Here is a 15,185-nt window from a genome sequence, read left to right on the forward strand (position 1 = left end):
AGACTGCCCCCGTGATCGACGACGACGCCTATCTGGCGCAGCTGCAGAGGATCTTCGACGCGAACGACCCTGGAATCGGCATCGATCGATTCACCGGGTACGGCAGCGAATGGCGTGTTTCGGGCCTCCGTGTGGTCGCCAACGAGGATGGGTTCGACGACGTCGACGTCGATGTTGAGGTCAACGGGAGCGGTGCGGACGGGGCGCTGCAGGTGCGGTCGCAGGTGCTGTTCGATCGGCAGTGGCGCAGCGACGCCGGGTATGAGGATCCGGCGGTGTTTGCGCCATACCTCGTCCGGGAGCTCGATGGGAGGATCTACGGTCTTGTCCGCGATCGCGACTCCGATGTCGCGGGCACACTCCCTCCGGCCATCGACGGCGCCACGCGCGACGAGTGGTGGGCCGCTCTGCTCGACGATCTGAGTGGTGAGGCCGTCGTGGCGCGGGAGGTCGGTCCGGGGACCCTCGAGGTTGAGCAGCTCGACGAACCCACCACGTGGGTCCATGTGACCAGTGACCAGTGGGCCCGGTACGTCTCCGAGCACGGGTGGGATCAGGCTACGGAGGACCTCGCGGCGACACGGTCTGCGCTGTGGGAGGAGCACACGGTCCTGTTCCGAGGGCGCCTGTGGTGCTCGATCCGCGCGGAGCTTCCTCCCATCAGCCAGGAGCAGGATGAACGCTCCAAGGGAATCCCGCCCGAAGAAGGGAGGATGGCCGGGGGCTATTGGGTGGCGGTCGACGGGCGGGGGCAGGAGCACCGCTTTCCCGAGATGCTCGAGGACGAACCGGGCGGGTTCGCCGGTGTGGTGCGGCGTCAGTTCGATCGGTTGCGGCGGCGCTGCACGGACTGTCGGACGACACCCGGCTCGTGGTCTCCGAGCTGCTCGGCGACCTGCGCGGCGCGTAGCGGGAGGTCCCGGAGTCGACGTGCGTGATCGTCCACGGCGGCTCGGAGGAGCTGCGCGCCTTCGAACCCGTGTAGGTAGCCATCTGCCGGCACGACTCACCGCGCGCGTCTCCCGCCTGCGAGACATCGAGTCCGGCTTCCGGCCACGGACCGGGCCGTGGTGGTCAGCTGGCTCACGTCAGCGTGGGTGCTGCCTTGACTCCTAATCTGAATGATTAAGACTGGGCCGGTACGTGGGCCGATGAGTCCCCGCGTCGAGGACGGTCGTACACCGCATGAGCCAATTCCTGCTTTCCGTCCCGCACGACTCCGATGAGGAGCCGACCATGGAGACCATGGACCCGGCTGAACTCGAGGCGGCCATGGCGGCCACCGGCGCGATCATCGAGGAGCTGACGTCGACCGGAGCCTTCGTCTTCGCGGGTGGTCTGATGCCGCCCTCGAGCGCGATCACGGTCGACAACACCGGCGAGTCGCTGAGCACCGTCAACGGCCCGTTCGTGGAGGCGCCGGAGTACCTCGGGGGCTTCTGGGTGATTGACGTCGCCGATGAGGAGGCAGCCCTCGGCTGGGCTGCCCGGGCGTCGAAGGCCCTCGGCGGCCGGATCGAGGTCCGGGCCTTCCAGGTGCCGGCGGGGGAGTGAGCTCGGTCGCCGAGCGGGGTTCCCGAGCTGGCGGTCTGCGATCTGTACCGCTAATCGGCTCTCACGCGTCGGGTGCCGTATGCCCACATCGCGATCTCGACGCGGTTGCGGGCGCCGAGCTTGGTCATCAACGAGGCGACGTGGGTCTTGACCGTGCTCAGGCCGACGAAGAGCTCCGTGGCGATCTCGGCGTTGGTCCGGCCCTGTGCCACCAGCGCGAGGACCTCCTCCTCGCGCTCGGTGAGCGGATCGATCGGCTGGGACGGCACCACCGGCGCCTGGTCGGCGAAGGTCGCCAGCAGCCGGCGGGTGACGTTGGGGGCGATCAGCGCGTCCCCGTTGGCCGCCGCGTGGATGGCCTGCACGAGGATGTCCGGCCCGGCGTCTTTGAGCAGAAAGCCGCGAGCGCCGGCGCGTAGGGCGCCGAGGACGTACTCATCGAGGTCGAAGGTGGTGATCACGACGACCGCCATCGGGTCCGTCACGTCTGGCCCGGCCAGGCGCCGCGTCACCTCGACGCCGTCGAGCCCGGGCATCCGGATGTCGACGAGGAGGACATCGGGTCGCAGCCGGGTCGCCAGGTCGAGCGCTTCGAGCCCGTCTGCCGCTTCCCCCACGACCTCGAGATCGGGGTGCGCGCTGAGGATCATCACCAGCCCGGTCCGGACCAGATCCTGGTCGTCGGCGACGACGACACGGATGCTCATGCCAGCGGCTCCACCGGCAGCACGGCCTCGACCACCCAGCCGCCATCAGGCCCCGGCCCCGCGGAGAGCGATCCACCGAGGAGATGGGCGCGCTCGGCCATGCCCAGCAGGCCGAACCCAGGGTCCGGGGCTGGCCCCGGCTCGATCTGTCCATCGTCGCTGACACACAGCCTGACGGCGTCGCCCTCCCGGCGTACGTCGATCCCGACGCGGGTCGCGCTCCGCGCGTGCCGTACGGCGTTGGTCAGCGACTCCTGCGCAAGCCGGTAGAGCGCGGCGTCGACGGGTCGTGCCAGCTGGGTTGACGAACCGTCCAGCGAGACTTCGACGGTGGGCGTCGCGTCGGCGCGCGCGAGAGCGGGCAGGTCCGCGACACCCCTCGGCGGTGAGTAGGTGACCGCTTCCTCCTCACGCAGCACCCGCACCATGGATCTCATCTCCGCAAGGGTCGACGACGCTTCGGACTCGATCGCGGCCAGGATCTCGGCAGCCCTCTCAGGTTGGATGCCGGCGACCACGCCACCGGCCTGCGCCTGCACCGCGATGGCCGACACGTGGTGGGCCACGATGTCGTGCAGCTCGCGCGCCAGCGCCACCCGCTCCTGATTGCGGATCTCGCGCTGTTGGCGATGCCAGAGGTCTGCGCGGTAGCGGAACACCGCCGCGAGGGCGACGAACAACAGCAAGAGGACGCTTCCGCCGAACACGTCGGCCCAGCCGACGGAGGATGCGTACATCCCCAGCGCGACGACGAAGGTCACGAACGCCGTCCCCAGGACAATCTCCCGTCCCGAGCCCCACCGCACCAGGGAGTAGAGCAGGATCAGCACGGCCATCATGGAGTAGAGGCCGAGGTCCCCGGCGTGCGCAGTCAGCTGGAGGACCGAGAGCAGCCCGGCGACGCCCCACCCGACCAGGGCGGCTGTCAGAGGGCGGTCCCGCCGCCAGAGCAGGGCAGGAATCAGCGCCAGGGCGAGCACCGTGACAACGGGTCGCCAGGTCAGGTCCGGACGAACGATGCCCTCGACCAAGGCCGCGACCGCGAACACTCCCACCAGCAGCCAGTCGAGACGACCGACGGGTGGGGCGTCAGCAGGCCGCGGCTCGTGCCAGAGGGAGCGCCGGACAGTGACCACGGGCCCAGCCTAGGGATCCGCGCGCCTCGGCGTACCCGCCGAAAGTACGAGCGAGAGACCATGCCATCGGCCAGGTGAACTCCGGCCTCCGGACCGAGGCGCCCGCCGCCGGGCTCAGCGAGCGTGGACCTACCGATCCGCACCACACCAACGGAGCCCATGATGAGAAAGCGTCAACCCACCACCGCGGCGCTGGAAGACCAGCCGATCCCGGTGAGAGTCAAGCTCGCCGCAGCGTGGACAAGCCTCATGTTCCTGTACGCCTACGTGGACATTCTGAACTTCTTCACGCCCGGCGTCGTCGACGACATCCTTGACGGCAGGGTCTTCGAGTTCGACCTCTCTCAGACCTTTTCGACCGCGGCGCTGACCCTCATGGCCTTCCCGATCTTCATGGTCGTGCTGTCGACGACGCTGCCGGCCCGGGCGAACCGTATCGCGAACCTCGTCGTGGCCGCGGTCTACGTCCCCGTCACGGCGTTCAACGTGGCAGGCGAGTCCTGGCTGTACTTCTTCGGCCTTGGCGTCGTCCTGGAGCTGATTCTTCTCGCCCTCATCGTCCGGTTGGCCTGGACCTGGCCCCGCACGGCATCGTCGGCGACCACCCCGGACCGTGGAACGGCTCGCGCCCAGCAGCACGCGTGAGCCAAGAGCAGTCCCGTCGTGCCAGCGGCGGGACGGGATCGCTCGACCAGCGGGGGCGTACGACGAAGGCCAGGCATCATCGTGATGCCTGGCCTTCGTGGGTGGTGCGCCGTCAAGGACTCCAACCCCGAACCGGTGATGCTCGATCGGTTGAGCATGAGCCGGAGGTTCCGTGTCTGCGGCGCGCCGCACGCTCCGGTGCGCAAGGTCGATTGCGGCGACAAGACGCGCCCGATGGCAAGGAAGCACTGGTCGCGGCATCAGCGCGTCGCTGAACACCGCACGTTTGCGGGCGCCCGCGTCGATGTGGAACATCGATCTCGCCACGCGAGCACATCTTGGCAGTCGACTCGTCGGCCCAACTCTCGGTCCCTACTCGTCTTGCATGCCGACTCGCTCGGATGAGGTCATGAACTCTGCCCACGGCTGACCCGTACGGGCGATACAAAGGGGGACCCAACAACAGGAGTGAGACCCTTGTTCAAGATACCCGTCGCCCTCTTGGCAGCCCTCGCCTTGCTGGTGGGCCTGGCCGGAACCGCGAATGCAACGGACACCAGCGAGCTCGGCCGTGAGGCAAAGAAGGCGTTCGTGAAGCCTTCCGGAGACCTCGTGGCGAGTGGCGTGGCCGGGACGGCGCTGTACTCCGACGTCAGCCTGGGCAACTTCACGCTTCCGCGCTCGGGGAGTGTGACCCGCAGTGCCACCTACTGGGTCGCGCCTGACGATGACTGGCTGTTGTCCTACGAGGTCTACGACGGCAACGACAACCTCGTGTCGACTGGGGAGGTGAGCAGCCTCTACGGTGACGCGCCATCGGGGTCGATCCCGCTGACCTTCTCGGCATCGGCGGTAACAGGCACCTGGACAGTGCTCTGGGGTTACGCGGAGTACCTCCCTGAGAGCGACGACTATTACACCGAGGGCGACTACAACTTCTTCGCCGTTAACCGTCAGGCCGCGCCGGTCCCGACCGCGAAGAAGCCCGGCGCGCCGCGGTCGCTGAAGGTTTCCAGTCAGGTCGACGCAAAGAAGCGGAAGGTCTCGTGGGCGGCTCCGTCGAGCAACGGTGGCGCGGGTATCCATGGCTACCAGATCATGGTGAGGAAGGGCAGCAAGACGCTGTACACCAAGAACGTCGCGGCATCGCGGCGCTCGTTCAAGGTTCCCCGCCGCCTGCTCCACAACGGCAAGGATCGGGTCTATGTGAAGGCCCGCAACCGTGTCGGGTTCGGCTCGAACGCTGCCCGCTCCTTCAAGGTGAAGAAGCCCGTCAAGGCGTACTCGCGATGCTCAGCACTTGCTAAGGACTACCCGCGCGGGGTCGCCCGCTCGGCGTCTGCGGCTCGCAAGCACAGCGATGGCGCCGAGGTGTTCGCCAGGGTCTACCGCCTAAATGTCAAGAGGGACAGGGACAAGGACGGCGTCGCCTGCGAGCGCTGACGTCAGTCTGATCGGCGGGCCGCGCTCGTCCATAGTCGAGCGCGGCCCTCCGAATGAGTAGCTCAAGAGATGGCGCTGACTGTGCACTTGGAGGCACGGCGGAGGTCCTCGAATCACGCGGTGTCTAATGAGGGAACCTGGCCGCGCCTGGAAAACTGCACCTTGGCGCTCCTTCATCGAGTCTGCATTCGCCGAGTCCGGAGAGGGCGGCCACACCTCGTGCACTGAGTGTGCGCTGCCGCGCGACCCCGTCAGGCAGCCAGCCCTCGATCGAGGTCATGTCGACGCCCTCGACCCACAGCCCTTTGGCGTGGGTGGGAACGTGTCGAATAGCCACACGCGGAGGCCCTGGATGAGCTCTGCCACCAACGTGCTCATGATCTCGATGCGACTCCGCCGGGCTTCCGAACGCGAAAGGTGAGGGTAAAGGCTGGGTAGACGAGAAGCAGGTCAGACGCTGACCGCGTCTGACCTGCTTGTGTGTGCGCCATCAGGGACTCGAACCCCGAACCCGCTGATTAAGAGTCAGCTGCTCTGCCAATTGAGCTAATGGCGCGTGGTGCCCTAGACCGTCGTCCGAAGCAGTAGGAACTTTAGCAGGGCCTCCAGACCAGTCCTAATCGAGCCCTGGTGTGTGACCTAGGACACCGCCCGACCTGCAAGAATGCGGCTCCGACCGATCGAGAGAGTCCCCCGATGAGCCAGGCTACGTCGCGCCCCCTGTCCCTGCCTCTGCGCCTCGAGCGGGCCGCGATCCGCGGCTTCGCCCGGCTCCCGCAGGCCGTCATCGCACGCCTGGGCGCAGGCGCCCCCGTGAACCGCGACGGTGAGCGCCTCGCGCCCGAGGTCGCCGCAGCGCTGGGCGTCCTCAACCGCATCCCGGGCTCCGACTTCTCCACCAAGCCGCTCGACGTCGCGCGTCACCAGATCGAGGACGAGGCGCTCGTCTTCGCCGACACGTTCCCGCCGTTCGCGGTCGAGGAGGACCTCCTCATCCCCTCGCCGCACGGCGCGATCCCCGCGACCCGCTACCGCGCCACGGCAGGGGCGTCGCGTGGGCTCGTGGTCTACTTCCACGGTGGCGGCTGGGTGCTCGGGAGCCGCGTGAGCACCGACTCCGCCGTACGGTTCCTCGCCTTGCACGCCGGTGTGGACGTGCTGTCGGTCGACTACCGGCTCGCGCCCGAGCACCCGTTCCCCGCGGCGATCGAGGACGGGCTGGCTGCGTGGGAGTACGCGGTCGCGCAGGCGCCTGCGTGGGGCCTCGACCCGTCCCGCATCGTCGTTGCGGGGGACAGCGCCGGCGGCAACATCAGCGCCGTCCTCGCCCTCGAGCTCCGCGGGCGAGAGGTCGAGCCGTGCCTGCAGGTGCTGTTCTTCCCCGTCACCGACCTCTCCACCAAGCACCCCTCGTACGAGGAGTTCTCCGACGGCTACTTCCTCACCGAGCGACAGATGGACTGGTATCGCGAGCACTACCTCGCCGATCCCGCGCACGCCCTCGATCCACGAGTCTCGCCACTGCTCGCCGACGACCTCTGCGGTGTGGCGCCTGCGTACATCGCGGTAGCCGGCTTCGACCCGCTGCGCGACGAGGGCATCGCGTACGCGCGCCGGCTCGAGGAGGCTGGAGTCCCGACCGAGCTGGCCCGTACGGGCGACCTCATCCACGCGTTCATCAACATCACCGGCGTCAGTCCGAGCGCGTACGAGGCGACGTTGCGGGCAGCCCAGGCGATCAAGGCCAGGCTTCTGACGACCCCCTCGGGCTACCACAACGCCTTCCGGCAAGGCACCCGGTGACATCGGGGCGCGCCTCGTGACGACGACGGTGACCGACGCGTACGCGCGTCGAGCCGCCGAGTACGCGCACGTCCTTGGCTCGATGGAGGCGGTGCACCCCTCCGACCGGCAGCTCATCGAGAGCTGGGCCGACACCGTGACGGGGCCGGTGCTCGACGCGGGGTGCGGACCCGGCCACTGGACGCACCACCTCGCGGGGCGTGGCCTCGACGTTCGCGGCATCGACCTCGTCCCCGCCTTCGTGGAGCATGCTCGGCGGAGCTATCCGGACGTGCCGTTCCGGATCGGCAGCATCGACGCGATCGAGGAGCCCGACCAGTCCTTCGGCGGGGTGCTGTCGTGGTACTCGACGATCCATCATCACCCGTCCCGGATCGCCGCCACCTTCGACGAGTTCGCCCGTGTCCTCCGGCCCGAAGGCGGGCTCGTCCTCGGCTTCTTCGACGGACCAGCGATCGAGGCGTTCGACCACGCGGTCACGCCGGCCTACCGGTGGCCGCCCGAGGAGCTGCACCGGCTCCTCGCGGCGAGCGGCTTCACCGTGAGCGAGACCCGTACGAGGACAGGACAAGGGCAGCGGCCCCTCGGCGCGATCGTGGCCCGACTCGGCTCAGCCTCGTGAGGCGGACCGCTCCAGGCGCCACACGTTGTCGACGTGCGTCCCCGTACGGCCGTCGGGTGCCGTCGACGCACGCTCGACGCCTTCCTTGGTGACGACCGTCCACTCGGCCTCGGGGAGCGACAGCACGTCGAGGACCTCCTCGAGCGTCGGGAAGACGGCGTGGGGCACGGAGTGCTCGTGCGGCTCGGCCCACGAGGGCCAGCCGCCGTGCATGACGACGAGCAGCGTGCCGCCCGGTGCCACCGCCTCGGCGGCGCTGCGGAGCACGCCGTCCTGGTCGAGGGCGACGGGGGACTGGAGGTACTGCGCGTTGACGAGGTCGTACGAGCCGTCGGGAAAGGTGACGCCCAGCTCGTGACGCTCCCACGTCGTACGGTCGGCCACCCCGGCGTCGGCGGCGTGCACCGCTGCGCGGTCGAGGGCGGTCTGCGAGATGTCGACGCCCGTGACCGTCCAGCCCTGCGTGGCCAGCCACACGGCGTCGGCGCCTTCGCCGCAGCCGAGGTCCAAGGCGGTGCCGGGAGTCAGGTCGGCAACCTCGCGGACGAGCAGCGGGTTGGGCTTGCCGCTCCAGATGCGGTCGGAGCTGCCATAGCGCTGCTCCCAGAACTCCGTCGGATCCGTGGGCTCGGCGGGGGCGGTGGGCTCTGTCGCGTCGTTGCTCATGCTGCTAGTCGACCACGGGGGTGGAGCGGCCGTAGCCGGATCTGCGGGTCAGCTTGTCCAGCAGCGGCTGCACGCGGTACGGGAGAGGAGTCGAGATCGCCAGCGTCGAGGTCGTGTGGCGGACGCCGTCGGTGTCGATGATGCGGACGACGACCTCCTGCAGCTCGGCGTGCGTCACCGCGCCGACCCGTACGCGCAGGTCCTCACGTCCGGCCTGCGTGATGATCTCGAGCACCTCCGGGATCTCCGAGATCGCCTGCACGACGTAGGCCATCCGCCGCTGGTCGAGCTCGACGTCGACGAACGCCTGCACGGACACGCCGATCGCCTCGAGGTCGACGTCGGGGCGGAAGCCGCGGAGGACGCCGGTCTCTTCGAGCCGCTTCAGGCGCGCCTGCACCGTGTTGCGGGCGACGCCGAGCGCCGACGCGAGCTCGACGACGCCGGCGCGCGCGTTGCGGGTCAGTCTCCCGATGATCTCGGCGTCGAGGCGGTCCAGGCGAGGCACGGGTCGAGTCTGTCAGACCAGTCCGTCGACCGGCACACCCTCGGCACGCAGCCGCTCGACGTACGTCGCGACGTTGCGCAGCTTGACGTCCTCGTAGCCACGCACGAGGTCCGGCAGCTCGGCGATCCGCACCGCACGCTCGTACGAGTCCACCGACAGGCCGGCGGTCACCGTGTCGAGCAGCGCGTCGTAGTGCGCGGCGAGACGACGCTCGAGGCGCCGGACCTTGGCGTAGCCGAACACGTCGAACGGTGTCCCGCGCAGGCCCTTCATCCGCGCGAGCCCGCGCAGCAGCACGTGCGAGCGTGGCGTGAATCCGACCTTGGAGCTGCGGCCCATCGAGCGCATCACGGGCGGGTGCAGCTTGTAGGTGAGCGTGGCGCCGCCGGGCACCTGACGCGCGACCTCGTCGGCGAACGAGGAGTCGGTGAGCAGGCGAGCCACCTCGTACTCGTCCTTGTAGGCGGTGAGCTTGAAGAGGTACTGAGCCGCGGCCCGCGTCAGCCGGTCGTCGCTGGTCACGGCGCGCTCGGCGTCGCGTACGGCGGCGACCCTCGCGACGTAGCGCTGCGCCGTCGCCATGCCCTGGAATCCGACGAGGTCGCTGGCCCGGCGGGCGACCATGGCGCGGATCTCGTCGCTGAAGCCGGCAGCGTCGACGGCCGGCACGGCGACGAGCGGAGCTGCGCTCGTCTGCGGACGCGTGGCCGTAGCAAACGCCTCCGGATCGGCGACCGCCACACGGCCCCACCGGAAGGCGGCCACGTTGGCGTCGACCGCGACGCCGTTGATCCTGATGGCCTCCTCGATCGCCTCGGCCGGGATCGGGAGAGCGCCGGCCTGGTAGGCGGCACCGACGAGCAGGAAGTTCGCGGTGGTCGTGCTCCCGAACAGCTCCTCGGCGGCCTCGAGGGCGTCGAAGGCGTGGACGTCACGCGTGACCGCGCCCAGGCGGCCGATCAGCGTGTCGAGCTCGGGATAACCGACCGATGCGTCATAGACCATGTCACCGGTGGGCGTCCTGCTCGTCGACGCGACCGCGACGGTCGTCGCCGGGTCGCCGTACCCGAGGTTCTTCGGGGACGTGGCGGCGAGCAGGTCGAACGCGAGGACGCAGTGCGCGCCCTGCGGGGTGAGCCGGTTGGACGGCTCGAGGCCCGCCCCGGACTCTGTGCGCGGCGAGAAGCGCAGGTGCCCGGTCACCGGACCGGCCTTCTGGCTCAGGCCGGTCTGATCGAGCGTCTCGGCGTCGAAGCCCGCTCGCATGGCCGCCATCGCGAGCACCTGGTTGACCGTCACGATGCCGGTGCCGCCGATGCCGGCCATCAGCACGTCGTGGGTGCCGGCGAGCGGGGGAGCGGTGGGGGCGGCGACTGCGGGCGGCGTCGGCGTCGTACGGCGCGCCGGACGCGCATCCGGGTCGACCTCGACCGTCACGAACGACGGGCAGTCTCCGTCGAGGCACGAGTAGTCGGTGTTGCACGACGTCTGGTCGATGCGCGTCTTGCGGCCGTACTCGGTGTCAACCGGCTGCACCGACAGGCAGTTGCTCTTGACGCCGCAGTCGCCGCAGCCCTCGCACACGGCCTCGTTGATCACGACGCGGGTGTTGCGCGCGGGCAGCGTGCCCCGCTTGCGCTGACGGCGTGCGTCGGCGGCGCAGTGCTGGTCGTAGATGAGCACGGTGACACCGGGGACGTCGCGCAGGATCCGCTGCGCCTCGTCGAGCCGGTCGCGGTGCCACAGGAGCGTGCCCTTGGCGAGCGAACGCCTGCGGTGCCGCTGCGGCTCGTCGGCCACCACGATGACGCGCGCGACGCCCTCGTCGGTGAGCTTGTGCGTCAGCTCCGGGACGGTCAGCGCGCCCTGGGCGTCCTGCGCACCGGTCATCGCGACGACGTCGTTGTAGAGGATCTTGTAGGTGATGTTGACCCCTGCCGCGATGCACGCCTGGATCGCGAGCTGGCCGGAGTGGAAGAACGTGCCGTCGCCGAGGTTCTGGAAGATGTGCCCGGTGCGTGTGAAGCCGGACTGGCCGATCCACTGGCTGCCCTCGGCGCCCATCTGGGTGAAGCCCGTGACGGCACTGTCCTCGCGGCCCGACGTCGACACCATGATGTGGCAGCCGATGCCGCCGCCGGCCAGCGAGCCCTCCGGGACGGCGGTGGAGCGGTTGTGCGGGCAACCGCTGCAGAAGTACGGCGCGCGCGAGGTCGACAGCAGGGGGAGCGGGATGGTCTGGGGCCTCGGGATCTCGATGCGGACGCGGCCGTCGAGCACGTGGCGCAGAGGTGCGAGCAGGCGGCCGGAGGTGACCTCGCCGTCGGCGGGGACGAGCCGACGGCCGACGGTGTCCTTCTTGCCGATCACGCGGGGGGCGTCGGGCATCCCGTAGAGGATCTCGCGGACCTGCGTCTCGATGAAAGCGGTCTTGTCCTCGACGACCACGATCTCGCCGAGACCGGTCGCGAACTTCTCGACGATCCCCGGCTCCAGGGGCGTCACCAGGCCGAGCCGCAGCACCCGGATGCCGGCGGCGTGCAGCGCGTCGTCGGTGAGGTTGAGGTCGAGGAACGCCTGACGGAGCGCGTCGTACGTGGTGCCGGCGGCGACGAAGCCGATGGTCGCGTGCGGCGGGTCGATGTCGACGACGTTGAGCGGGTTGGCGGCGGCGTACGCGAGGACGGTCTCCGTGCGCGGGCCGACGAGCTGCGCCTCTGCCCCCACGATCGCGTCCGGGTTCACGATCATCGGCGCCTGGGCGTACGACCAGGGCTTGCCGTCCCACTCGATCGACGGCACGACCGGGCGGAAGGCGTCGGCGGGGCGGTCGACCACCCACGAGCCGTCGGCGACGTCGGCGACGATCTTGAGCCCGACCAGGCAGCCCGACGCACGCGAGAGCGTGACGGCGTGGAGCCCGAGCGTGACGATCTCGGCGGCGTTGCGGGGGAAGAGGACGGGGATGCCGAGCGCGGCCAGCGTCCGCTCGCTGACAGCGGGGACGGTGGACGACTTGGAGGCGGGGTCGTCACCCGCGAGGATCACGGCTCCGCCGCGCGGATCGACGCCGTACATGTTGGCGTGCCGCAGCGCGTCGGTCGCGCGGTCGACGCCGGGCGCCTTGCCGTACCAGTAGCCGACGACGCCGTCGAAGACCGCCTCGGCCGGATCGAGCGGCTGCTGGGTACCCCACACCGACGTCGCGGCGAGCTCCTCGTTGAGCCCGGGGACGAAGCGGATGTCGTGCGCCTCGAGCACGTCGGGCATCTCGGCGAGCATGCGGTCGACGCCACCGAGCGGGCTGCCCTGGTAGCCGGACACGAACGACGCGGTGCGCCGGCCCTCACGCCGGTCGTGCTCGCGCTGCTCGACCAGGAGGCGCGCGATGGCCTGGACGCCGGTCAGCAGCACCGGCGGCGAGCCGGCGCGAAAGCGGTCACGCAGGTCGTACGGCTCCGGCTCGGGAAGCGAGTCCGGGCGGCCGACCATCAGCTCGGTCATGGGAGCTCCTTCACGCGGCGGGCATCGATGTGATGCCCCCACGGTGGAGGAGCGTGACGGATCGCGCAACAGCCCGTTCAGCAGCGACGCATCATGCTCAAATGTGACGCCCGTAACGGACAGCAGGACCGCAACGTGACCAGCATCACGCCGGGGTGCGTCACCGTCCCCGTTTTGTCGAGTTGTGGACCGAATCACGACGAATAACAGACCGGAACTCGACGAAACGCGGACGGGGCGGACGGGGACGCTCAGGCTGCGCGGCCCTCGTGGTCGAGCACCGCCATCGCGGCGTTGTGGCCCCCGATGCCGCTGACCGCGCCGCCGCGCCGTGCGCCCGATCCGCACATCAGCACGCGCGCGTGCCCGGTCTGGACACCCCACCGCTCCGCCGGCGTACGGCCCAGCTGCTCGACCCAGGGCCACTGCAGGTCGCCGTGGAAGATGTGGCCACCCGGCATCGCGAGATCCTTCTCGATGTCCGCCGGAGTCTTGACCTCGACACAGGGGTCGCCGTTCGCGTCGCGCGCGATCACCGACGCGATCGGCTCCTCGAGGTAGGCGTCGATCGCCGACTCGAACGCCCGCCAGCCGCGCGCCTTGGCGTCATCGCTGCTCTCGGCGTACGGCCAGTGGATCCCGAAGTACGTCAGCGTCTGCGCGTCCGTCCCCGCGAGCTCCGCACCGAGGATCGAGCGGTCGGTGAGCGTGTGGCAGTACAGCTCCCCGCAGGCCACGTCGGGCGACGGCGTCGCGAACGCCCGCTCGAGCTCCTCGTAGGTCTCGCCGAGATGGAAGGTGCCGGCGAACGCGACCGTCGGGTCGACGCCCGACTTCAGCCGAGGCAGCCGGTCGACGAGCAGGTTGATCTTGAGCTGGGACCCCTCGGGCTTCGAGGGCAGGGGATCACCGAGCAGCCCCGCCAGCACGTACGGTGCCACGCCCGACAGCAACCAGCGGGCCTCGACGTCGAGGCCGTCGGCGTGGACGACGACGCCGTCGGTGTCCGCATCGACGGCACGGACCGTCACCCCCGTCCGGATCTCCGCGCCGGCCTCCTCGGCGACGCGACGCAGCTCGTCGGTCACCGCGCCCATGCCGCCCACCGGGACCCGCCACTCGCCGTTCCCGTTGCCGACCAGGTGATAGAGGAAGCAGCGGTTCTGCTGGAGCGTCGGGTCGTGCAGCGAGGCGTACGTGCCGATCAGGCCGTCGGTCGCGACCACGCCGCGGACGAGGTCGCTGGTGAAGCGACGCTCGATGGCGTGGCCGAGCGGCCGCGCCACGAGGTCGCTCCACACGGCGTCGCCGACGTCCTCTCGGATCGCCTCGGTCGTGGGCAGCGGCCGTAGCAAAGTCGGTGCCACGGAGAGGGCCAGCCTCTGGGCGTCGGCGTAGAACCCGCGCCATGCGTCGTACTCGGTGTCGGTCCCCGTCGTCTCCCGGAACGACTCCGCCGTCGACCGTCCCTCGTGCGTCTTGACGAGCAGCCCGCCACCGTCGTAGGGCGTGTACGAGGCGGTGTCGCGTGCCCGCAGCTCGAGCTCGAGACCGAGGTCCTTGATCAGCTCGTGCGGCATGAGCGAGACGAGATAGGAATAGCGCGACAGCCGGGCGTCGACGCCGGGGAACGGGCGCTCGCTCACGGCTGCTCCGCCGGTGTGGTCGAGGCGTTCGAGCAGCACCGTACGGAGGCCGCTGCGGGCGAGGAGGGTCGCGGCGACGAGGCCGTTGTGGCCGCCTCCGACGATGACGACGTCGTGAGTCATGCGGGTCAGCCTAGGCTGGCTGATCGAGTAGTAGTTGTGCCAGCCAGCCAGCCAGCCAGCCAGCCGGCGGGCGGACATGGACCAGATGGGCGAGGTCGAATACGCGCCGGGCGAGCCCAAGGGCACGCCGTGGCACCCGCACCGCGGCTTCGAGACCGTGACCTACATGCTCGATGGCGTCTTCGACCACGCCGACTCCCACAGCGGCGGATCGATCACCGACGGCTGCGGCCTTCGCGGCGGACCGGGGCCCCTACACCCGCGACCCGCTCCCGATCCGCTGACCCCGGCCCCTGGCACCCTTACTCGGGTCCAGGGGCTTCGCTTTTGCCCTGAGCAGCGCGCGGCGCCCCTGGCGGACTCCCTCCCCGATCGTTCCCTGACGTCCTAAGAGGCCACATGAGATTCAAGAAGTCGCTCACCGCGCTCGCTGGTGTCGCCGCTATCGGCACACTCACGACGGCGTGTTCAGATGATGCGGTGGTCGTGAGCGACAACTTGTCGAAGGCGGCCGACAACTTCGAGATCGACCGCCGCGTCGTGTTCTTCAACGGGATCACGGACAAGTACCTTCTGACGATCGAGGGCCGGTGCGCGATCGAGGACGATGGCGGGCAACTCGAAGTGACGTGCAAGGTCGGGAAGGGCGCCTACAAGAAGCACTTCCTCGGGCTGTCTGACAACGTCTCGTACTTCGTCGAGCAGATCGAAGGCGCGTACGCGGACCCGAACCACTATCGGGTCACGTTTAAGCCGGAGGTGATCGTCCCATCGATCGACCTGCGCACGTCTGCCGACGACTGACCGTTCCTGAAGGCCCCGGCTCCT

The 15,185-nt window shown here is 69.6% G+C and carries 14 protein-coding genes and 1 tRNA gene; 8 read left to right on the forward strand and 7 right to left on the reverse strand.

Features of this window, described 5'->3' with window-relative positions:
• Positions 1 to 11 precede the first annotated feature (11 nt).
• Positions 12 to 938 carry a hypothetical protein gene (locus KV102_RS15360; protein WP_220346796.1) on the forward strand — a complete coding sequence of 309 codons (927 nt, stop codon included), beginning with the start codon at positions 12 to 14 and terminating at the stop codon, positions 936 to 938.
• Between the two features lie 298 nt (positions 939 to 1,236).
• Complete coding sequence (locus KV102_RS15365; RefSeq protein ID WP_255559270.1) at positions 1,237 to 1,554, forward strand: YciI family protein; 318 nt, start codon at positions 1,237 to 1,239, stop codon at positions 1,552 to 1,554.
• 50 nt (positions 1,555 to 1,604) lie between these two features.
• Here KV102_RS15365 and KV102_RS15370 read toward each other — a convergent pair whose 3' ends face one another.
• Both KV102_RS15370 and KV102_RS15375 read right to left on the reverse strand, forming a co-directional pair.
• Complete coding sequence (locus KV102_RS15370) at positions 1,605 to 2,261, reverse strand: response regulator transcription factor (protein WP_220346798.1); 657 nt, start codon at positions 2,259 to 2,261, stop codon at positions 1,605 to 1,607.
• Entirely contained in the window at positions 2,258 to 3,397 is a 1,140-nt protein-coding gene (locus KV102_RS15375) for a histidine kinase (protein WP_220346799.1), read from the reverse strand. Before KV102_RS15375 ends, KV102_RS15370 begins: the two co-directional genes overlap by 4 nt.
• Positions 3,398 to 3,559: 162 nt before the next feature.
• Between KV102_RS15375 and KV102_RS15380 the strand changes: the two genes are divergently transcribed.
• Positions 3,560 to 4,042, forward strand: coding sequence for a DUF6326 family protein (locus KV102_RS15380; protein ID WP_220365626.1), 483 nt, complete (start codon positions 3,560 to 3,562; stop codon positions 4,040 to 4,042).
• 477 nt (positions 4,043 to 4,519) lie between these two features.
• Positions 4,520 to 5,485 (forward strand): excalibur calcium-binding domain-containing protein, encoded by a 966-nt coding sequence (locus KV102_RS15385; RefSeq protein WP_220346801.1) that lies wholly within the window; start codon positions 4,520 to 4,522, stop codon positions 5,483 to 5,485.
• A 483-nt stretch (positions 5,486 to 5,968) separates the two neighbouring features.
• Here the strand turns inward: KV102_RS15385 and KV102_RS15390 are convergent.
• Positions 5,969 to 6,041, reverse strand: a tRNA-Lys gene (locus tag KV102_RS15390).
• A 140-nt stretch (positions 6,042 to 6,181) separates the two neighbouring features.
• Here KV102_RS15390 and KV102_RS15395 point away from each other — a divergent pair.
• Positions 6,182 to 7,288: an alpha/beta hydrolase gene (locus KV102_RS15395; protein ID WP_220346802.1), complete on the forward strand. Its 1,107-nt coding sequence runs from the start codon at positions 6,182 to 6,184 to the stop codon at positions 7,286 to 7,288.
• A 16-nt stretch (positions 7,289 to 7,304) separates the two neighbouring features.
• The gene (locus KV102_RS15400; RefSeq protein ID WP_220346803.1) at positions 7,305 to 7,910 is read left to right on the forward strand and encodes a class I SAM-dependent methyltransferase; all 606 of its coding nucleotides are present in this window, start codon (positions 7,305 to 7,307) and stop codon (positions 7,908 to 7,910) included.
• Here the strand turns inward: KV102_RS15400 and KV102_RS15405 are convergent.
• The 4 genes from KV102_RS15405 to KV102_RS15420 all read right to left on the reverse strand — a co-directional run bounded on the left by KV102_RS15405 (position 7,899) and on the right by KV102_RS15420 (position 14,357).
• Positions 7,899 to 8,576, reverse strand: coding sequence for a bifunctional 2-polyprenyl-6-hydroxyphenol methylase/3-demethylubiquinol 3-O-methyltransferase UbiG (locus tag KV102_RS15405; protein ID WP_220346804.1), 678 nt, complete (start codon positions 8,574 to 8,576; stop codon positions 7,899 to 7,901). The two genes, KV102_RS15400 and KV102_RS15405, sit on opposite strands and share 12 nt — an antisense overlap.
• Before the next feature lie 4 nt (positions 8,577 to 8,580).
• The gene (locus KV102_RS15410) at positions 8,581 to 9,084 is read right to left on the reverse strand and encodes an Lrp/AsnC family transcriptional regulator (protein ID WP_220341104.1); all 504 of its coding nucleotides are present in this window, start codon (positions 9,082 to 9,084) and stop codon (positions 8,581 to 8,583) included.
• Positions 9,085 to 9,096: 12 nt separating this feature from the next.
• Positions 9,097 to 12,588 (reverse strand): indolepyruvate ferredoxin oxidoreductase family protein, encoded by a 3,492-nt coding sequence (locus KV102_RS15415; protein WP_255561119.1) that lies wholly within the window; start codon positions 12,586 to 12,588, stop codon positions 9,097 to 9,099.
• A 251-nt stretch (positions 12,589 to 12,839) separates the two neighbouring features.
• Positions 12,840 to 14,357, reverse strand: coding sequence for an NAD(P)/FAD-dependent oxidoreductase (locus KV102_RS15420; RefSeq protein ID WP_220346805.1), 1,518 nt, complete (start codon positions 14,355 to 14,357; stop codon positions 12,840 to 12,842).
• Between the two features lie 85 nt (positions 14,358 to 14,442).
• Here KV102_RS15420 and KV102_RS19285 point away from each other — a divergent pair, with 85 nt between their 5' ends.
• Positions 14,443 to 14,748, forward strand: coding sequence for a pirin family protein (locus tag KV102_RS19285; protein WP_255561121.1), 306 nt, complete (start codon positions 14,443 to 14,445; stop codon positions 14,746 to 14,748).
• 8 nt (positions 14,749 to 14,756) lie between these two features.
• Positions 14,757 to 15,161 (forward strand): hypothetical protein, encoded by a 405-nt coding sequence (locus tag KV102_RS15430; protein WP_220346806.1) that lies wholly within the window; start codon positions 14,757 to 14,759, stop codon positions 15,159 to 15,161.
• Positions 15,162 to 15,185 lie beyond the last annotated feature (24 nt).

Source organism: Mumia sp. zg.B53, from assembly GCF_019550935.1.
In the GTDB taxonomy this organism is placed as follows: domain Bacteria; phylum Actinomycetota; class Actinomycetes; order Propionibacteriales; family Nocardioidaceae; genus Mumia.